Raw genomic sequence first — 18,994 nt, forward strand, 5'->3', positions numbered from 1 at the left:
GTCGCGGTGCGGTGCCGTGCGGGACGCCGGCCAGGAGTCCGGGCGTGTCCCGGGTCCGGCGCGATTCTTCGCGGCCCGCATGCCGTCGGCGACACGGAACCCGCTCAGGCGTCGGCCAGGAGCTTCGCCAGGGCCTCCAGGGCCTCCGGGTAGACCCGTTCCCGGGGGGTGCCGTAGCCGACGACCACGCCCTGGGGGCGGCCCTCGCCCGGGGTGTGCCAGTGGTCGGCCAGGCGGCCGAGGGCCAGGCCCTCCGCCTCCGCGCGGGCCAGTGTCCCCGCTTCGTCGGCGACGTCCACCAGGGCGTGCAGACCGGCGGCGATCCCGCGCACCCGGCGGGAGCCCAGGCGGTCCAGGAGCTGGTCCCGGCGGCGCCGGTAGCGAAGGCGGCACGCGCGTATGTGCCGGTCGTAGGCGTGGCTGTCGATCAGCTCGGCGAGCGCCAACTGGCCGATGGTCTCGGTGTGGTGGTCACTGTGCAGCTTGGCCTCGGCCACCGCGTCGACCAGGTGCGGCGGCAGCACCGCCCAGCCCAGTCGCAGGGCCGGCCCCAGGGTCTTGGAGGCGGTGCCCAGATAGGCGACCTGACCCGGCGCCATGCCCTGGAGCGCGCCCACCGGCTGGCGGTCGTAGCGGAACTCGCCGTCGTAGTCGTCCTCGACGATCAGCCCTCCACGCGCGCGTGCCCAGTCGGTCAGCGCCCTCCGGCGCTCCGGGTGCAGGGTCACACCGGTCGGGTACTGGTGCGCCGGGGTGACGACGACGGCCCTCTGCTCGCCCAGGTCCTGGGCGCACACACCGCGTTCGTCGACCCGGACCGGCGCCACGCTGCCGCCCGCCCGCCGCACCACCTCCCGGTGGAAGGGCAGCCCGGGGTCCTCCATGGCGACCTCGGCCCCGTCCAGTACGCGCGTGAGGAGCGCCAGCCCCTGCACGTACCCGGAGGTGATGACGATCCGCTCGGGCGGAGCGATCACCCCGCGCGCCCGCCCCAGATAGCCCGACAGCGCCGTGCGCAGCTCGATCCGGCCGCGCGGGTCGCCGTAGTCGTAGGTCAGCGAGGGCGCCGTCGCGATGGCGCGGCGCAGTGCCCGCAGCCAGGCCGCCGCCGGGAAGGTGCCGACGTCCGGGCTGCCCGGCCGCAGGTCGAAACGGGGAGCACGCGCGTGTGCCGCCGCTCCCGGCTCCTGCGCGTCGACGGCCGGCAGGGCGGCGACCCGGGTGCCCGATCCCTGCCGCGCCGTCAGATAGCCCTCGGCGACCAACTGGTCGTACGCCGCCTTCGCGGTGCCCCGCGAGATGCCGAGTTCGGCGGCCAGCCGGCGGGTCGCCGGCAGCCGTGTCCCGGGCGCCAGCCGCCCGTCCCGCACCGCGTCGCGGAGCGCCTTCTCCAGCCCCGCCCGGCGGCCCGCCGCCGCGTCCGGTTCCAGATGCAGGTCCAACCCGGCACCGGACCAGAAGTCCTCCACGAGAACCCTCCCCCTAGGTACGTGAATTCACGTCCGGGACCCGCGCCCCGGCACAGGAAGGCCGGGCACCTCGCGGGTACCCGGCCTTCGGACCCCCATCAGCTCTTCAGCGACGCCATCCAGGCCTCGACCTCGTCGGAGCGGCGCGGCAGGCCGGCCGAGAGATTGCGGTTGCCGTCCTCGGTGACCAGGATGTCGTCCTCGATGCGGACGCCGATGCCGCGGTACTCCTCCGGGACGGTCAGGTCGTCGGCCTGGAAGTACAGGCCCGGCTCGACGGTGAGGACCATGCCCGGCTCCAGCGTGCTGTCGACGTACGTCTCGGTCCGCGCGGCGGCGCAGTCGTGGACGTCCATGCCGAGCATGTGGCCGGTGCCGTGCAGCGTCCAGCGGCGCTGCAGACCCAGCTCCAGGACCCGCTCGACCGGGCCCTCGACCAGGCCCCACTCGACGAGCTTCTCCGCGAGCACGTGCTGGGCGGCGTCGTGGAAGTCGCGGTACTTGGCGCCCGGCTTGACCGCCGCGATGCCGGCCTCCTGGGACTCGTACACCGCGTCGTAGATCTTCTTCTGGATCTCGTTGTACGTGCCGTTGACGGGCAGCGTGCGCGTGACGTCGGCGGTGTAGAGGGTGTGCGTCTCCACGCCCGCGTCCAGCAGGAGCAGGTCGCCGGAGCGGACCGGGCCGTCGTTGCGCACCCAGTGCAGGGTGCAGGCGTGCGGGCCGGAGGCGCAGATGGAGCCGTAGCCGACGTCGTTGCCCTCGACGCGCGCGCGGAGGAAGAACGTTCCCTCGATGTAGCGCTCGCTGGTCGCCTCGGCCTTGTCGAGGACCTTCACCACGTCCTCGAAGCCGCGCACGGTGGAGTCGACGGCCTTCTGCAGCTCGCCGATCTCGAAGTCGTCCTTGAGCAGGCGCGCCTCGGAGAGGAAGCCCCGCAGCTCCTCGTCGCGCTCGGCGGTGACCTTGTCGGTCAGGGCGGCCTCGAGGCCGGCGTCGTAGCCGCGCACGACGCGGACCGGGCCGGTGGCCTCACGCAGCGTGTCCGCCAGTTCGCGCACGTCGGAGGTCCGGATGCCGTACAGGGTCTCGGCCTCGGCCAGGGAGTGGCGGCGGCCGACCCACAGCTCGCCCTGGCCGGAGAGCCAGAACTCGCCGTTCTCACGGTCGGAGCGCGGCAGGAGGTAGAGCGTCCCCTGGTGCCCGTCCGCGGTGGGCTCCAGGACCAGGACGCCGTCCTCGGTCTGGTTGCCGGTGAGGTAGGCGTACTCGACCGAGGAACGGAAGGGGTACTCGGTGTCGTTCGAACGGGTCTTCAGGTTGCCCGCGGGGATGACCAGGCGCTCGCCGGGGAAGCGTGCGGACAGTGCGGCGCGGCGGCGCGCGGTGTGCTCCGCCTGCTCGACCGGCTCGAGGCCGTGCAGCTCGGTGTCGGCCCAGCCGGACTTCATGTTCTCGGCGAGCTCGTCGGACACGCCCGGGTACAGGCCGTTCTTCCGCTGCTTGATCGGTTCTTCTTCGGCGGTCTCCGGGGTCTCCGGCAGCTCCTGCGCCACGGTCTTCCTCCTCGATACAGCCATTGGGCCATCCCCCATCGTACGGTCGTACGGAAGGGGGCCAGAGGCGGAAGCACCTGTTACCGGATCACCGGGCGGCCTACTCGAAGCGCACCGCCAGCAGCGCCACGTCCTCCGCGCCGTCGGTCACGTCGAGACCGTTCGGCAGGAGCGTGTGCAGGACGTGGTCGGCGACGGCCCCCGGGTCGTGGCGCAGCGTGCGCGGGACGCTCGCCGCGGCCGCGTGCAGCCGGGCGAAGGCACGGTCCGCGGGATCGCCGGTGCGGTGCAGCAGCCCGTCGGTGTAGAGCAGTACCGTCTCGCCCGCGGCCACCTGGAACTCCACGCTCGGCGCCTCCCAGCAGGCGAGCATGCCCAGCGGCGCGGACACGGACGTCTCCACGAACTCCGTGCGCCGATCACCGAGCAGCAGCGGCGGGCAGTGCCCGGCGCCCGCCAGGGTGATGCGGCGCAGGGCGGGTTCGCAGTAGGCGAACAGGGCCGTGGCGGAGCGGGCGGGCTCGGTCAGCCGCAGGAGCAGTTCGAGGTCGGACAGGACGGCGACGGGATCCTCGCCCTCCATCACCGCGTACGCCCGCAGGGACGCCCGCAGCCGGCCCATCGCGGCGATCGCGCCCGGCCCGGCGCCGGTGACCGAGCCGACCGCGAGGCCGAGCGCGGCCTCGGGCAGCGGCAGCGCGTCGTACCAGTCGCCGCCGCCGCGCGGCCCGGTGCGGTGCCGGGAGGCGAGCTGGACACCGGGGACGCGGGGCAGTCGGGAGGGCAGCAGCTCCTCGTAGACCGTCGCCATGCACGCGCGCGTGCGCTCGGTGTCGAGCAGGCGCGCCAGGTGCTCGGTGGCGAAGCGGAGGTAGAGGCCGGCGAGGTGGCGCTGCCGCTCCACCGGTTCGGCGGGCTCGTCGTAGAACCAGACGGCGGCGCCGAGTCGGCCGGCGGTCTCCGTGGACAGGGGCAGCGCGTAGCTGGCGGCGTAGCCGAGTCGGCCGGCCACCTCGCGGTGGCGCGGATCGAGGCCGTCCTCGGCGAACAGGTCGGGGCGCACGACCTCGCCGTCGCCGCCCGGCAGCCCGGCCGCGGTGTCGAGGAGCGTCCCGTAGGGCATCGCGCTGCGCGGCACGGTCTCGATGTGGCCGAGATCGGCCCGCGCGAGACCGAGGCCGATGGTGGTGTCGGGGCCCAGTCCGTCGTCCGGTTCGAGGACGGCGAGGCCGCGCCGGGCGCCGACGAGGGCGGCGCCGGCGCGCAGCAGCTCCTTCAGAGCTGCGTCGAGTCCGTTCGTACGGGCCAGCCGTTCGGTGAGCTCGTTCAGAGTGGTGAGGTCGGAGACCCAGCCCGCGAGCCGGTCCTGGAGGAGGGCGCCCGGCGGGCGGGGCGCGTGCGGACCGGCCGGACCGCTCGGCGAGGGGTCCGGAGTGGCGGGCGAGGGCGCGACAGTGTGTGCGGGTGCCGGAACCGTCGAATCGATTCCAGCCACTTTCGGAGGGTGGGGGGCGTTCATGGCGTCCGGCTTTCCGACCGGTGCGTATTGCTCAAAAGCATCGCAAACCCCCATGTCATTCTGCGCCGCCAGCAGTGTCTCCACATGTACACGGACTCGTGAGGGGATGTCCAGCATTGTCCTGCCGGGTTTCCTGGTGTCAGAGGGGTTCTCGGGGTCTTCTTCCCAACCTCTTGCTAAAAGGGGAAGTTGGCTTGAAACTGCCTCGGGTGACGGCCTGTTGCGGTCGACTGGGCTTGCTCGACAGAGCGTCACAGCGGTCGTGATGGGTACGTACTCGGAGAAGGCCAGGGGTGGTTGGGGGCTACCCGGAACCTGGCGACGGACCCGGGCGTCTTAGCCACCGACGACCGTGCCCCATCCTTGCGTGATGGAGGCGGAGAGCAGAAGACAAGACGGCATAACGCCACGCTCCGCCACCCCGCGCCACGCCCATGCTTCTGGTAGACGCAGTATGGACGGGGCTGCCGTGGAAGCAGCCGATGCTCGGCCCATAGGGGTTCCCCGTGCCTGAAGGCAGGGGTGTGATGCGCCAACAGGTACGCACAGTGCAGTGATCGACACATGGTGTGAGTGGTCCACGGTGTTGCCAGCGGTGCAACGGAAAGGAACGAGCGCTCATGCGCGAGATCCCCGGAAGGCGACGCAGGCTCCCGTCCCAGCACAGTGACGGGGGGCCTGAGCCGATCAGCGCGGCCCTGACCTTCGCGACCCGGTGGCAGTGGCCCGTGCTGCCCGGCGTGGCGACGGATCCGCGGCGCGGCGACCGCTGCGGCTGCCCCGACCCGGAGTGCACGGTGCCCGGCGCGCACCCCTTCGAACCCGGCCTCCTCGCGGCCACCGCCGACGCCCGCATGGTGCGCTGGTGGTGGACCAACCGGCCCACCGCGCCGATCGTCCTGGCCACCGGGGGCAAGGCCCCCTGCGCGGTGAGCCTGCCGGCCCTCCCGGCCGCCCGCGCCCTCACGGCGCTCGACCGCGTCGGCATGAGGCTCGGCCCGGTCGTCGCCTCGCCCACGCGCTGGGCGATCCTCGTCAAGCCCTACTCCCTGGAGCAGTTGGGCGAGCTGCTCTACGCCAAGGACTTCGTCCCCGGCTCGCTCCGCTTCCACGGCGAGGGCGGCTACCTCGCCCTGCCCCCCTCCGAGACCGGAGCCGGCCCGATCCGCTGGGAGCGTGCCCCGCTGCCCGGTTCCGCCTCGCCCTGGGTGCCCGATGTGGAGGCCGTGGTCGACGCGGTGGTGGAGGCCCTCACTCGTACGGGTGTGAGCGCCCCCGAGTTCTAGGGGTGTCGCGGCCGCGGCGGGCGAACCGCCCGCCCGGGGCCGTTATCGTCCCCGCATGCTGCGTCGTTCCGCCGGACCCGGAAGCCGAGTGCCGCGCGGCGGTCCCGATCCCCGGCGCGTCCGCCTGCTCGCCCTCCTGGGCGTCATCGGCTGCGCCGTCGTCATGCCGCTGGCCGGCGCGTCCGCGGGCCAGGTGGGCGACCAGAGCGGTACGGGCGCCCGCTCCCTGCCGCCCGGCGACGACAAGATGCCCTCCGCCGCGCCCGCCCGTTCCCCGCTGGTGCTCGGTCTGGGGCTCGCGACCGCCGCGCGCTGCGGCCCCGGGATCACCTCGCCCGACGGGGTCGAGGCGCAGACCTGTGTGCTGACCCAGGGCCAGGACACCTGGGCGCGCACCTACCACCGCAACGCGACCGGACGGCCCCTGGACGCCGACCTGACCCTGATGGGTCCGGGCGAGCGCACCGTGCGGACGCACTGCGCGCGGGCCGGGGGCGACGAGCCGGAGATCTGTGAGACACCACGGGAGCGCAGCAGGGGGACGGCGGCGGAGTACAGCGCCGTCGCGGAGTTCGCGGAGCGCGGCGGACGTGCCGCGCTGCTGCTGCGGTCCGGGAGCAACTCGCCCGCGACGACGGGCGGTTGACGTGCGACTGCGCTGGGTGAGCGGCGGCGGACACGTAAGCGCCCGGTTGCTGGCGACGGGGGATGCACCAGCAACCGGGCTACTGGAACGGTAACAAGAGATCGGCAGTTCGCAAATTCGATCCCGGCTTTCCGGTCACCGACTCGCCCGAGCCGCCCGCCGGTTGTGACGGGGGTCACCCGATCTGCCCGAGCGGGGCGGCGGGCCGGGCGGCCGACCGGAGGGCCGGCCGCCCGGCCGTCACTCAGCTCAGCGTGACCTGGCGGTTGGTCAGACCACCGCGGGCCCGGCGCTCGTCCCCGGTCAGCGGCGTCTGCGTGGCCAGCGCGGCGGCCAGTTGCTCGGCGAACTCGGCGGCCGGCTTCTCCACGTCCTGGGCGCCCATCTCGCTCGGCAGGTCCCACACGGGCACGGTGAGGCCGTGCGCCCGGAAGGAGCCCACGAGGCGGGTGCCTTCACCGAGGTTCGAACGGCCCGCCGCGTGCAGCCGCGCGAGAGCGTCCAGAAGCTGCTCCTCCGCGTGCGGCATGACCCAGCGCAGGTGGTTCTTCTCCGGCGTCCGGCACCAGTACGCCGCCTCGACGCTCTCCAGGCGCACGGTCGGAATGGCCGCCGCGTTGGCCCGCTCCAGGGAGGCGGTGACATCCGGCGTCGCGTTCTCCGCGTCCGGCACCCAGAACTCGAAGCCCTCGTGCACCACCGGATCGAAGGGGGCCTCGAGGTCGAGCAGGTCCTGAAGCCGCGGGCCGTCGGCCGGGGCGCGGCGGCCCTGTACCGGGGTGCCGGGCTTGGCCTCCAGGGCGCGCAGCAGGGTGTCGGCGAGGTCGCGGCTGATGTCGCCGGACGCCGTGTCGTTCTGCAGGCCGAGCAGTACCGAGCCGTCGTCGCGGCGCAGTGCGGGCCAGGCCATCGGCAGGACCGTGGCGAGCGTGACCGCCGGGACGCCGTCGGGCAGGCCGTCGCGGAGCGCCAGCCCGGCCGTGGCGGCGGGGACCAGCTCGCGCAGCGCCACCCAGTCGCACTCGCCGGGCAGTCCCTCGAAGGGCCGCTGCACCAGCTCGGTCACCGCGTGCGCGGCGGCCCGGCCGTGGCAGGCCTTGTACCGCCGGCCGCTGCCGCACGGGCAGGGCTCGCGCGCACCGACGACCGGGATCTCTCCATCCGTGAGCTGCGGGCGCTTGGCCTTCGTCTGGGGTCGCTTCTTGGCCATCTGGGTGTCTCCCGGTTACGGCTCGTCTCGTACGGCGCGAGCCTAGCCGTTCACGCCGTCAACGACGGGACCCTGTGGACGCGGCGGGGGAATGGCGGGTAACGCCGCAATGGCGGGTAACGCCGGGGAAGGGGGACAAGCGGCCGGCTCCGAGCGCCCGCGCCCGCGGCACGACCCGGGCATCGCCCGGGCGCGGCGCACGCGTACGTGTTCAGTCCAGGTCGCCGAAGGCGTCCGTGAAGCCCAGGTCGGGCAGGGCCGACACGGACGGTGCGGTGATCCGGGAGGCGAAGTCGTCGCGGCGGTGACCGGCGTCCGGGTCGTGCACGTCGTCGTGGACGACCACCCATACGGTGACCTCGCCGCCGACGCCGTCCCGTACCCCCCAGTCGTCGCAGAGGGCGGTGATGATGTTCAGCCCGCGGCCACCGTGCGCGGTGACCGAGGGGGTGGCCGGGGACGGGCGGGTCGGGCCGCCGCCGTCGGTCACCTCGACGATCAGGCTGCCGCCCGCGTCCACCCGCCATGCGGCCCGGACGTCGCCGTCGCCGGCCAGGGCGCCGCGCAGCGGCCGGCCGTGCTTGCAGGCATTGCTCAAGAGTTCGGAAAGGATCAATACGGCGTCGTCGATGACCGATTCCGCCACGCCACCACTGCGCAACTGATCACGCATCCGGTGTCTTGCTTCCCCCACGCCCGCAGGGCCATGGGGTACGGCCATGCTCGACGACGTGGGCACCTCCTGTGCCACCACCAACGCCACCCCCGAGACCTCCTTCGCCCCACGCCACGGTGTGGATGCCCCACCGGCCTGTACCGGAAACCGGCCGAATCGCGTCCGGCGACGCATTTGGAACGCTCGGTCACTCAACGAACGCGCCGGAGCACTCCCTGTCATCGTTGCTGGATCGGCGGCCGGTCAGCGGCCGAGCCGGTGCAGGACCGCGCGCGGGCGGTTGGTGATGATGGCGTCCACCCCCAGTTCCACGCAGAGGTCGACGTCCTCGGGATCGTTCACCGTCCACACGTGCACCTGGTGTCCCGCCTGCTTGAGCCGCTCCACGTACACCGGCTGGTTGCGCACGATCCGGATCGAGGGCCCCGCGATCCCGACGCCCGCCGGCAGCCGTCCGTCCCGCAGTCGCGGCGAGACGAACTGCATCAGATAGACCGTCGGCAGGGACGGCGAGGCCGCCCGCACCCGGTGCAGGGAGCGCGCTGAGAAACTCATCACACGCACCGGCGACCTCGTGGCCGAGGCCGGGGCGTCCAGTCCGAACCGCTTCAGGAGTGTCAGCAGGCGTTCCTCGACCTGCCCGGCCCACCGCGTGGGGTGCTTGGTCTCGATGGCCAGCTCCACCGGCCGGCCGGCGTCGGCGACGAGTTCGAGCAGCCGCTCCAGGGTGAGGACGGAGGTGTCCTCGGGGTCCTCGGGCCGCACCTCCCAGTCCGGCTCCTCGACCCGGCCGCGCCAGGACGCGCGCGTGCGCCAGGAGCCGAAGTCCAGCGCGGCGAGGTCGGCGAGCTCCAGGGCGGACACCGCTCCCCGGCCGTTGGACGTACGGTTGACGCGCCGGTCGTGTACGCAGACGAGATGACCGTCCGCGGTCAGGCGTACATCGCATTCGAGGGCGTCCGCGCCGTCCTCGATGGCCTTCCGGTAGGCGGCCAGCGTGTGCTCCGGGGCGGCCTCGGAGGCTCCGCGGTGGGCGACGACTTGGATGTGGTGCTGCCGTGCGTGGGTCACCGCGTCATGGTGCCACCGAGGCGGAATGGGCGGGACGGCGGAGAGCCGTCGATAATGTGTCTGTTTCATGCGAGATGACCTATATAAAGAATGCACCCGGACCCACAGCATCGGCTTACGGTGCTCTGACGGCCCGTGGGAAAAGCTGACTACGTACACACCTGCACATGCACAGCTGGAGCGCGCCGGGTCGCCGGCGGGCATGGCGAGCGTGACCGAGTGCGACCGAAAACAACAGCCGTGGAGCAAGGAGAAGAGCTGTGAGCACCGAGAACGAGGGCAACACGGTACCCCCGGCACCGTCCGCACCTCCCGTGCCGGTGGATGCTCCCGCTGCTTCCCCGCACCCGGCCGTCCCCCAGGGCGGCCCGTCGGCACCTCCGCCCCCGGACGTGCCTCCGCACGTCCCGGGAGCGCACGGCGGGGCCGGCGCGCCCGCACCGCAGGGCCACGGCTCGCCCGTCGACGGCTCCTGGCCGCCCCCGTCCTCCGCCGCGCCCGCATACGGGGACGGCGGCGCGGGAGGCGCCGGCTGGGGCGCCGCGTACCAGCAGCACCAGCCCGCGCCCAAGCCCGGCGGCCGGCGCGGCGGCCTGGTCGCCGCGGTCCTGGTGGCCGCGCTGGTCGCCGGCGGTCTGGGCGGCGGCCTCGGCTACACACTGGCCAGGAACGACGACAGCAGCTCCACCACGGTCTCGGCCTCCGACGCCGGTGCCTCGCAGATCAAGCGGGACCCGAACTCGATCGCGGGCGTGGCCGCCAAGGCCCTGCCGAGCACGGTCACCATCGAGGCCGAGGGAACCGGCGGCCGGGGCGGCACCGGCACCGGCTTCGTCTTCGACACCCAGGGCCACATCGTCACCAACAACCACGTGGTGGCCGAAGCCGTCGACGGCGGCAAGCTCAGCGCCACCTTCCCCGACGGCAGGAAGTACGACGCCGAGGTCGTCGGCCACGCCCAGGGCTACGACGTCGCGGTCATCCGGCTCAAGAACACGCCCTCGGACCTCAAGCCGCTCGCCCTCGGCGACTCCGACAAGGTGGCCGTCGGCGACGAGACGATCGCCATCGGCGCGCCCTTCGGCCTGTCGAACACGGTGACGACCGGCATCATCAGTGCGAAGAACCGTCCCGTCGCCTCCAGCGACGGCAGCTCCGACAGCAAGGCCTCCTACATGAGCGCCCTGCAGACGGACGCCTCCATCAACCCGGGCAACTCCGGCGGCCCGCTCCTCGACGCACGCGGCGCGGTCATCGGCATCAACTCCGCCATCCAGTCCGCGGGCAGCGGCGGCCTCGGCGGCGCCGGCCAGTCCGGCTCGATCGGCCTCGGCTTCGCCATCCCGATCAACCAGGCCAAGTACGTCGCCCAGCAGCTGATCAAGAACGGCAAGCCCGTCTACGCCAAGATCGGCGCGTCGGTCTCCCTGGAGGACACGACCAGCGGCGCCAAGATCACCGACCAGGGCGTCAGCGGCTCGGACCCGGTCGAACCGAGCGGCCCCGCCGCCGAGGCCGGTCTCAAGCCCGGTGACGTCATCATCAAGCTCGACGACCGGGTCATCGACTCCGGCCCCACCCTGATCGGCGAGATCTGGACCCACAAGCCCGGCGACAAGGTCACCGTCACCTACAAGCGCGCCGGCAAGGAGCACACGGCGGAGCTCACCCTCGGCTCCCGCGTCGGCGACAACTGATCCCAGGCGCGCCTGCCCCACCGCCTCCGCAGGTCACAGATGTACTGGTCAGAAGGGGTGCCCCTCAGAGAGGGGCACCCCTTCTGTGTCGAGCGCGACCGTCAGTCCCGGGGCTGGACCATCTTGCCCGACACCGCATCAAGGTGGACGGTTGCTCCCCGAGGTTCCGATTCCCCCTCCGGGGTCATGTCGACGATCCGGACGGGGCGCCATTCTCCGAGGCGCATGGGCATCATGATGTCGTCCACGTAGCGGCGGTAGCTCAGGACGTACGGGGCTTTTCCCTACACAAGAGGTTTGCGAATTTCTCGGCGGCCGCTTTGGACTGATCAGGAGTTAGAGACCCTCCATCGTCTTTGTTGTCCACGGAGAAGACGCTCTGAATTTTGCGCTCAGGCCACAAGAGTGTCGGGTTCCCCTTGTCGGTAGCGATATCTACCTGTCCCGGGAATCCAGGCATTGGTTCCCGCTGATGCACCGTCCAGAAGTAGCCCTGTCCCGCGGTCTTCCGGTACTTCACGCCGAGTGGAACAGGCTGGAGTTACCCGAGAGCTCGCGGCCGTTCAACGATGCCGTGGCCTGCCCGTCGTGCCCCCTCGGCCGGGGTGAAAGCCGGTGCGCCACAGGCCTCCACGGAAGGCACGGGCAACGAGCGAGAGCTGCTCGGCGTGGTGGCCTTCACGACCTGGAAGTCAGCCGGTGGACCCCATCTGGACCCCATGTGGACCACGAACCCCGCGAGACGTCGGAGGCCGGTACGCTGTACCCGCTCCGCTCCTGGTGGGTGGGGACGAGGTGGGTTGCCCGAGCGGCCTAAGGGAACGGTCTTGAAAACCGTCGTGGCGCGAGTCACCGTGGGTTCAAATCCCACACCCACCGCGTAGCAGGTGAGAAGCTTGCAGGTCAGAAGGGGTGCCACTCTCCGGAGCGGCACCCCTTCCGCGTGACTTTGTCTCACCCTGATTCGCCGGTTTCCCATCTCTGACCAGGGCGTCCGGCCAACCTGCGGCCAAGAATCGGGGTCCCTCGCCCCCACTCTCGTGCTCCGCCAACCCCCGTTCGATCAGCGCGTGCTGGAGTTCATCGACCGTACCGACCCGGCGTGACCGACCACGGGTGAGGTGAGGGCGGCCCCGTCTGCGCGAGCCGACGGGGGCCGGGTCGTGCCCGGGGCTAGAAGTGCCCGAGGTCCATCTCCTTGTCCAGCCGCTCCTTCAGCTTCACGCTGTCCTTCAGGAGGGCATCCATCGCGGCCAGGTCTGCCGGATCCGTCTCCTGCACACCCTCGGACACCTTGTCGGCCAGGTCGCGGAGATCCGCGTAGTACGGATCCACCCCCGCCTCGTCGTGCAGTTGCTGCGCCACGGGAGCCGCAAGCGGCTGAAGCAGGGTGAGAGTCGCCTGGCATTGGTGGTCAGTGACACAACCACCGGCGAACGTCTCTTCCGCAGTGAAGCTCGTGTACTGAAGCGCAGCAGATCTTGTCGCCCTCATCTCATCGGGCTTCACCGTCGGGGCCGTCGCTGCAGCCGTCTTCGCTTCCCTGGTCGTGCCCGGCTTACCGGCCTCCCCGCTGCACGCCGTCATCAGAACCAGTGCCCCACCCACGGCCAGCACGGACATGCCGCGGCTGACCCACCTTCGGATCTTCATGCGCGGGAACGTAGCACTTCGCCGGCGACGCGTTGTTTTCCATCGAGGTCGAGGACTGATCGGCACCGTGAGGTCACGGCCACGACAAGTCTCAGGTCCGTCTCCGCAAGGGAAGGGCCGCTCCAGTGTCAATCCGTCGCGGGCCACACCTCGGGCCCGCCGCCGCGCCACTCCACCAGGGGCGACATCGCCACGTCCAGTTCGTCCAGGCCTTCCAGGCCGATCCGTTCCATGAAGACCGACAGCTCGTGCAGGCTGTACGCCGTGCCGAGGGTGGCCCCGTCGGCTCGCACCTGCCGGCCGCCGCCCTCCCCGGGCGGGTTCACGATCACGCGAGCAGTCATGGCACCATCCTGCGGCCGGGCCGTGCGGGACGCATCGCGGCGTGGATCGGTCGAGGTACCCCCACCACGGGCGAAGCGGGGCCGTCCCAGGAGGTTGGTCTGCACCAAAGATCGCGTGCGCGGGTCCCTGCTGAGCTGCCACGTGCCTGAGCTGGGAGAGAATGCGGCTGGACTCGTGGTTCACCGTGGGTCCCCACAGCCTCGTGCCTGAACGGGCACGCCGGGGGGCACGGCACGCTGGGCGATGTCGGCAGTGGCGATTCTGGCGGGGGAAACGTGAGCAAGGGTTGGCCTGAGCGCTGGTGGACGACGGCTCTCCTGGCTGTGGTGCTGACCGGCATCGTGACCTACGACGTCGGGAGGGTCGTGGGGGTTCTTACGGAGCCGGTAGTGGACTGGTGGGCTCTTGTCGGGCCATGCCTGGGGGGAACCTGGTTTGCGCTCCTGGCGGTTGTGTGCGCCCGCCGTGCGATCACCCTCCACAGGAGGACACGAGCCGTAGGTGGTGAGACGCAGGCCGGCCGCTGACTCCCGTCGGGCGAGCCGTGGCACCTCGCGGCCATCCTGTGGCCAACAGTGCTACCGCCTGGCCCCGCCCTCGGTGTAAGCACAGGTCATCGGCCGATTGGGAACTGTCCCGCGCACGGTCTTGAAAACCGTCGTGGCAGGTCAGCGTAAGGCCAGGTCGGAAGGGGCGCCGCTCTCCGCAGTGGCACCTCTTCCGTGTGCTCTTGTCGCACCCTGACTCACCGGGTTCGCAGCATCACGGTTCGGCCCGCTGGGTGATGGCCGCCTCGGTGCGGTCTCCCAGGAACTCGTACCACCGGCGTTCCAGGCAGACGTAGCGCACATCCGCTTCGACGAGGCTCAGGAAACCCGACACGGTCTCGGTGAGACGCTGCTGGAGCCCTGTGTCGGCCAGCGTTCCGTCCTCGGCGAAGGCCTGGTAGCTGTCGGCCAGGCTGAACATGTCCGGGTAGACGCGGGTGCCCAGGTGCTCCAGCGGAACCCTCAGGGCCCACAGCCCGCGGTTGCCGCCGATCAGGGACGGCGAGGCGGAGACGAGCATCGCGTGCTTGCTCTTGAACGGCTGGGGCCGGACACGGGAGACCCAGTCGATCGCGTTCTTCAGCACTCCCGGCACGGAGGCGTTGTACTCCGGCGAGGAGATGACGAAGGCGTCGCTCTGCTCGAGGCGGTCGCGCAGGGCGAGGGCGCCCTGTGGCAGCCCTTCGGCCGCCTCCATGTCGCCGTCGTACAAGGGCATGTCGAAGTCGTGCATGCCGGCGAGGTCGACGGTGGCACCGGTGTCGGAGATGAGCCGGGCCACGAGGGAGGCGAGGCGTGTGTTGGCCGAAGCGGTCCGCAGTGCCGCGCCGAAGACCAGGAACCGCAGCGGGCCGGGAGGCGTGTCCGTGGGCATGGATCCGTCCTTCCGTCGTGGGGACGCGCTTCCAGCGGGGGCGCCCCACTGACCAGTGTGGTTCCGGGAGCGCGGCCGTGCGACCGGCAGCCGGAGCCGGCCAGGCCGGTGATCGGGTGTCCGCTCGGGGTCGTTCCCGTCGGGGGGCTCAGGGGCGGTGGCCCGTCAGACGGGCCGCGGAGGCCATGGTCGCGCGGGCCTCGTGTTCGGTCAGGCCGGTGCGCAGGGCCGCGTCGACCAGCGGGGTGAAGAGGGCGGGGCCGATTCCGTCCTCGTAGGCGCGGCAGGCGGCCCAGAACAGGCGGGTGTTGCGCTGGCCCTCGTGGGCGCCCAGGACGAACTGCACCAAGCCCTCGCCGTGCCGGCCCGCCGAGGGCGGTGCGGGGTGGCGGGCAGCACGGGGCGGGGGGAGCAGGAGGCGCAGGAGGGCGCGCGGGCAGGGGGCCGGTGCGAGGTGCGCGGTGCCGGGGGAGGTGGCGTAGACGCCGTGCCCGGTGCGGGAGCCGGGGCCGACCAGGTAGCCGCCGGCGCCGCGGATGTCGATGCCGGGGGCCAGGCGTCCTGCCGAGTTGGGGACGATGACGTCGGGCGGCCCGCTCAGCCACAGGTGGCGGCCGCCGCTGGGGGTCAGGACGACCACGGTGGCGGGGATGGTGAACAGGTGGCACAGGGCGAGTTCACGCAGGGCCGCCGTGGCGTTCGTGCCGGTCTTGGTGTCCAGGTCGATGCCGATCAGATGGTGCGGGGGCAGTCCGCAGGCGATGCCGTAGCCGGTCGCCCAGGGTGCGGCGGCGAACAGTTCCCGGATGCGGGCCGGGTCGGTGGATGCGTCGTACACCCCGTGGCCGAAGCGGCCGCACTCGCCGTGGCAGGGCGGACCGGGCGGGCCCATTGGGCCGGGGCCGTCGCGGTGGGGGGAGCGCAGGGCCGGGAGTTTCGTCCGGGACAGGGGGATGACGGCCAGTCCGCGTTCGGCGGCTGACAGGGCGTGCGCGAGGGCCAGCGTCGTGGCCTGCCGGTCGATGGTGGCCATGCCCCTATGTTCGTACGCACGTTCGAAAAAGGAAAGAGGGGCGGGGCGCGGCATGTCGTTGGGGTGGGGTTTTCGGGCGGCTTCCGAAGGAACGCCTCAGTCCTTGCGGCGCATGGGGAGTGGCGGTCCGCGTCGCCCTCGTCGGAGCTTACGACGGCAGGAAAGGTGGCGAAAGGGGTTTATCGATATGTCCTCACGCTTGCGTGCGAATCGGGCGCTCCGGGGTGGTTCGCCGGGTTCCGGTGGGCAACTCTGATCTCGCGACGTCGTGAGAAGGCCCGGGCGGTCGGCCAACTGCCCAGGTGAAAGCCGTACTTCACGTACTCCCCGGCAAGGCGGCCGGTGTGTACCCCGTACTGGAGGAGCACCATGGCAAGCATCCGTACCGCCCGTGTTCTCGCCGCCGCGGCGGCCATCCCCCTCGCCGCGGCGCTCTTCACCGGCGTCGCCGCAGCGGGCACGGGAGCCATCGCGGGCGACGGATCGAACGCGGGCGTCGCGGGCGTCGTCGGCAGCGGGGTCGGCCGCGACAACGGCGGCAACTCGTCCACCACGCAGCAGCAGGCGGTCGGATGGGGCGCCTCGAACCGGAGCAACACCGCACAGGTCAACCGCTCCGCGTTCACGGCCATCCAGCAGGGCAACAAGAACGTCGTCATCCACTTCACCCGTCTGTGGTGAGCCGGGGCGGGCCGGCGCGCACTCTGGGAACCCGCCGGCCCTGAACCCCCTGGTGGGTGTGCTCGTGGGGACGTAACACACCTCTGCCCGGCGGTGCTTCGGCACCGCCGGGCAGACGTATGCCGTGCGACCACGGCAGGCGGCCGTGCCCGGGAGGGCGGCCGCCCGGGACGCCGTCCAGGACGTCCCCCAGGGGTGAACCCGCAGTACACACGCCCCGTTCCTCCACCTTCAGGAGGTGCGGCCGGCCCCACCCCTACAACCTGAGGCGGACTCGGCTGCGGGACCTGCGGGCGATCCGCGGGAGCGGGTGCCGCTCCTAGCGTGGAGCCATGACCACACCCGTCTGCACCAGCGTGTCGAAAGCCGCCGTACCGGCGACCCGGACTGCGGCGTACCCGTCCTTCGCGGCGTACGTGCGGGCCCGGCAGCCGCTGCTGCTGCGCACCGCCCGGTCGCTGACCGCGAACCCGAGCGACGCGGAGGACCTGTTGCAGACCGCGCTCACCAAGACGTACGTGGCGTGGGAGCGGATCGAGGACCACCGGGCGCTCGACGGCTATGTGCGCCGCGCGCTGTTGAACACCCGCACCTCGCAGTGGCGCAAGCGGAAGGTCGACGAGTTCGCCTGCGACGAACTGCCCGAGCCGGAGCCGGCGCCCGGCGCGACCGACCCGGCGGAGCAGCAGGCGCTGCGCGACGCCCTGTGGCGGTCGATCATGAAGCTGCCCGCCCGGCAGCGGGCGATGGTCGTCCTGAGGTATTACGAGGACCTCTCCGAGGTCCAGACGGCCGAGGTGCTCGGAGTGTCCGTGGGGACGGTGAAGTCGGCGGTGTCGCGGGCGCTCGGCAAGCTGCGGGAGGATCCGGAGCTGGTGCGCGTGCGCTGACCGTTGGGGGAACGTTGTGTGATCGATCATCCGGAGCTAGTGACATACCACGCGGTATGTGAGCAGAATCAGCGCAGCCATTACCACCGCGTAGGCGACGCCGCCCCGGGAGGACGCCGTGCTGAGCACCATGCAGGACGTACCGCTGCTGATCTCGAGGATCCTGGCCCACGGGTCGACGATCCACGGGGCGTCGCAGGTGATCAGCTGGACCGGTGACAGCGAGCCGCACCGCCGCTCCTTCGCAGGGATCGGCGAGCGCGCGGCCCAGCTGGCGCACGCCCTTCGCGACGACCTCGGCGTCGCGGCCGACGACCGTGTGGCCACCCTCATGTGGAACAACGCCGAGCACGTCGAGGCGTACTTCGCGATCCCGTGCATGGGCGCGGTGCTGCACACCCTCAACCTGCGCCTGCCCGAGGAGCAGTTGGCCTGGATCGTCAACCACGCCGCCGACCGCGTCATCATCGTCAACGGCTCCCTGATCCCGCTGCTCGGCCCGCTCCTGCCGCACCTGAAGACGGTCGAGCACGTCGTCGTCTCGGGCCCCGGCGACCGCACCCCGCTCGACGGCTCCCACGCCCGGGTGCACGAGTACGAGGACCTGATCGCGGCCAAGCCGGTCACCTACGACTGGCCCGAGCTGGACGAACGCCAGGCCGCCGCCATGTGCTACACCTCCGGCACCACGGGCGACCCCAAGGGCGTGGTCTACAGCCATCGTTCGGTCTACCTGCACTCCATGCAGGTCAACATGAGCGAGTCCATGGGCCTGACCGATCAGGACACCACGCTCGTGGTGGTCCCGCAGTTCCACGTCAACGCCTGGGGCCTGCCGCACGCCACCTTCCTGTCCGGCGTCAACCTGCTGATGCCGGACCGCTTTCTGCAGCCGGCTCCCCTCGCCGAGATGATCGAGCGGGAGAAGCCGACCCACGCCGCCGCCGTGCCCACCATCTGGCAGGGGCTGCTCGCCGAGCTGATCGCCCGGCCCCGCGACGTCTCCGCCCTCACCCAGGTCACCATCGGCGGCTCGGCCTGCCCGCCCTCCCTCATGGAGGCCTTCGACCGGCTGGGCATGCGGGTCTGCCACGCCTGGGGCATGACCGAGACCTCCCCGCTCGGCACGGTGGCCCGCCCGCCGGCCCACGCGGTCGGCACCGACGAGGAGTTCGGCTACCGCCTCACCCAGGGCCGCTTCCCGGCCGGCGTCGAGGCCCGTCTGACCGGACCCGGCGGCGAACGCCTCCCCTGGGACGGCGAGTCCGCGGGCGAGCTGGAGGTCCGCGGACCGTGGATCGCCGGCGCCTACTACAACGGCCCCGGCGCCGAACCGCTGCGCCCGGCCGACAAGTTCAGCGAGGACGGCTGGCTGAAGACCGGCGACGTCGGCACCATCAGCCCCGACGGCTTCCTCACCCTCACCGACCGGGCCAAGGACGTCATCAAGTCGGGCGGCGAGTGGATCTCCTCCGTCGAGCTGGAGAACGCCCTGATGTCCCACCTGGACGTCGCCGAGGCCGCGGTCGTCGCCGTCCCCGACGACAAGTGGGGCGAACGCCCGCTGGCCACCGTCGTCCTCAAGGAAGGCGCCACCGCCGGCTTCGAGGCGCTGCGCGCCTTCCTCCAGGAGGAGCGCGGGATCGCCAAGTGGCAGCTCCCCGAACGCTGGACGATCATCGGGGCCGTTCCGAAGACCAGCGTCGGCAAGTTCGACAAGAAGGTGCTGCGCAGGCAGTACGCCGCCGGAGAGCTGGACGTCACCCGGATCTGACCGCGGGCCGGACAGCACGCGCACGCGTACGGCGCGGGGGCGCCGGGCGGGGAGCACCACGGATCC

General features: G+C 71.8%; 16 protein-coding genes and 1 tRNA gene. 7 read left to right on the forward strand and 10 right to left on the reverse strand.

The window, feature by feature from the left end:
* Positions 1 to 104: 104 nt before the first annotated feature.
* The 3 genes from ACIQMV_RS18090 to ACIQMV_RS18100 form a co-directional block, all read right to left on the reverse strand.
* Positions 105 to 1,469, reverse strand: a complete 1,365-nt coding sequence (locus ACIQMV_RS18090) for a PLP-dependent aminotransferase family protein (RefSeq protein WP_402593756.1) — start codon at positions 1,467 to 1,469, stop codon at positions 105 to 107.
* A gap of 98 nt (positions 1,470 to 1,567) precedes the next feature.
* The gene (locus tag ACIQMV_RS18095) at positions 1,568 to 3,049 is read right to left on the reverse strand and encodes an aminopeptidase P family protein (protein ID WP_402593757.1); all 1,482 of its coding nucleotides are present in this window, start codon (positions 3,047 to 3,049) and stop codon (positions 1,568 to 1,570) included.
* A gap of 76 nt (positions 3,050 to 3,125) precedes the next feature.
* Positions 3,126 to 4,661 carry a PP2C family protein-serine/threonine phosphatase gene (locus ACIQMV_RS18100; RefSeq protein ID WP_402593758.1) on the reverse strand — a complete coding sequence of 512 codons (1,536 nt, stop codon included), beginning with the start codon at positions 4,659 to 4,661 and terminating at the stop codon, positions 3,126 to 3,128.
* 503 nt (positions 4,662 to 5,164) lie between these two features.
* Here ACIQMV_RS18100 and ACIQMV_RS18105 point away from each other — a divergent pair.
* Both ACIQMV_RS18105 and ACIQMV_RS18110 read left to right on the forward strand, forming a co-directional pair.
* The gene (locus tag ACIQMV_RS18105) at positions 5,165 to 5,830 is read left to right on the forward strand and encodes a bifunctional DNA primase/polymerase (protein ID WP_141359922.1); all 666 of its coding nucleotides are present in this window, start codon (positions 5,165 to 5,167) and stop codon (positions 5,828 to 5,830) included.
* A 55-nt stretch (positions 5,831 to 5,885) separates the two neighbouring features.
* A complete protein-coding gene (locus ACIQMV_RS18110) occupies positions 5,886 to 6,476 on the forward strand; it encodes a hypothetical protein (RefSeq protein ID WP_402593760.1) in 591 nt (196 codons plus the stop codon).
* A 244-nt stretch (positions 6,477 to 6,720) separates the two neighbouring features.
* Here the strand turns inward: ACIQMV_RS18110 and ACIQMV_RS18115 are convergent, their stop codons facing one another.
* The 3 genes from ACIQMV_RS18115 to ACIQMV_RS18125 all read right to left on the reverse strand — a co-directional run bounded on the left by ACIQMV_RS18115 (position 6,721) and on the right by ACIQMV_RS18125 (position 9,433).
* Complete coding sequence (locus tag ACIQMV_RS18115) at positions 6,721 to 7,686, reverse strand: DUF5926 family protein (protein ID WP_141359923.1); 966 nt, start codon at positions 7,684 to 7,686, stop codon at positions 6,721 to 6,723.
* A gap of 211 nt (positions 7,687 to 7,897) precedes the next feature.
* Positions 7,898 to 8,536: an ATP-binding protein gene (locus ACIQMV_RS18120; RefSeq protein WP_141359924.1), complete on the reverse strand. Its 639-nt coding sequence runs from the start codon at positions 8,534 to 8,536 to the stop codon at positions 7,898 to 7,900.
* A 69-nt stretch (positions 8,537 to 8,605) separates the two neighbouring features.
* Positions 8,606 to 9,433: a glycerophosphodiester phosphodiesterase gene (locus ACIQMV_RS18125; protein WP_141359925.1), complete on the reverse strand. Its 828-nt coding sequence runs from the start codon at positions 9,431 to 9,433 to the stop codon at positions 8,606 to 8,608.
* A 260-nt stretch (positions 9,434 to 9,693) separates the two neighbouring features.
* Between ACIQMV_RS18125 and ACIQMV_RS18130 the strand changes: the two genes are divergently transcribed.
* Positions 9,694 to 11,130 carry a S1C family serine protease gene (locus tag ACIQMV_RS18130; protein ID WP_402593763.1) on the forward strand — a complete coding sequence of 479 codons (1,437 nt, stop codon included), beginning with the start codon at positions 9,694 to 9,696 and terminating at the stop codon, positions 11,128 to 11,130.
* 794 nt (positions 11,131 to 11,924) lie between these two features.
* Positions 11,925 to 12,009, forward strand: a tRNA-Ser gene (locus ACIQMV_RS18135).
* A gap of 294 nt (positions 12,010 to 12,303) precedes the next feature.
* On the opposite strand, the gene ACIQMV_RS18140 is transcribed toward ACIQMV_RS18135, so the two are convergent.
* From ACIQMV_RS18140 to ACIQMV_RS18155, 4 genes are all read right to left on the reverse strand, one after another.
* Complete coding sequence (locus tag ACIQMV_RS18140; protein WP_402593765.1) at positions 12,304 to 12,783, reverse strand: hypothetical protein; 480 nt, start codon at positions 12,781 to 12,783, stop codon at positions 12,304 to 12,306.
* A gap of 128 nt (positions 12,784 to 12,911) precedes the next feature.
* Entirely contained in the window at positions 12,912 to 13,127 is a 216-nt protein-coding gene (locus ACIQMV_RS18145; protein ID WP_402593766.1) for a hypothetical protein, read from the reverse strand.
* A 763-nt stretch (positions 13,128 to 13,890) separates the two neighbouring features.
* Entirely contained in the window at positions 13,891 to 14,550 is a 660-nt protein-coding gene (locus ACIQMV_RS18150; protein WP_402593768.1) for an NADPH-dependent FMN reductase, read from the reverse strand.
* Between the two features lie 148 nt (positions 14,551 to 14,698).
* Positions 14,699 to 15,583: a bifunctional DNA primase/polymerase gene (locus ACIQMV_RS18155; protein ID WP_402593770.1), complete on the reverse strand. Its 885-nt coding sequence runs from the start codon at positions 15,581 to 15,583 to the stop codon at positions 14,699 to 14,701.
* 369 nt (positions 15,584 to 15,952) lie between these two features.
* Here ACIQMV_RS18155 and ACIQMV_RS18160 point away from each other — a divergent pair, with 369 nt between their 5' ends.
* The 3 genes from ACIQMV_RS18160 to ACIQMV_RS18170 all read left to right on the forward strand — a co-directional run bounded on the left by ACIQMV_RS18160 (position 15,953) and on the right by ACIQMV_RS18170 (position 18,928).
* Positions 15,953 to 16,264 carry a hypothetical protein gene (locus tag ACIQMV_RS18160; RefSeq protein WP_402593771.1) on the forward strand — a complete coding sequence of 104 codons (312 nt, stop codon included), beginning with the start codon at positions 15,953 to 15,955 and terminating at the stop codon, positions 16,262 to 16,264.
* Positions 16,265 to 16,596: 332 nt separating this feature from the next.
* Positions 16,597 to 17,154 (forward strand): SigE family RNA polymerase sigma factor, encoded by a 558-nt coding sequence (locus tag ACIQMV_RS18165; protein ID WP_402593773.1) that lies wholly within the window; start codon positions 16,597 to 16,599, stop codon positions 17,152 to 17,154.
* Positions 17,155 to 17,272: 118 nt separating this feature from the next.
* On the forward strand, positions 17,273 to 18,928 hold the full coding sequence (locus ACIQMV_RS18170) for a long-chain fatty acid--CoA ligase (protein WP_402593775.1): 1,656 nt from the start codon (positions 17,273 to 17,275) through the stop codon (positions 18,926 to 18,928).
* Positions 18,929 to 18,994 lie beyond the last annotated feature (66 nt).

The organism is Streptomyces sp. NPDC091412, from assembly GCF_044756885.1.
GTDB lineage: Bacteria > Actinomycetota > Actinomycetes > Streptomycetales > Streptomycetaceae > Streptomyces.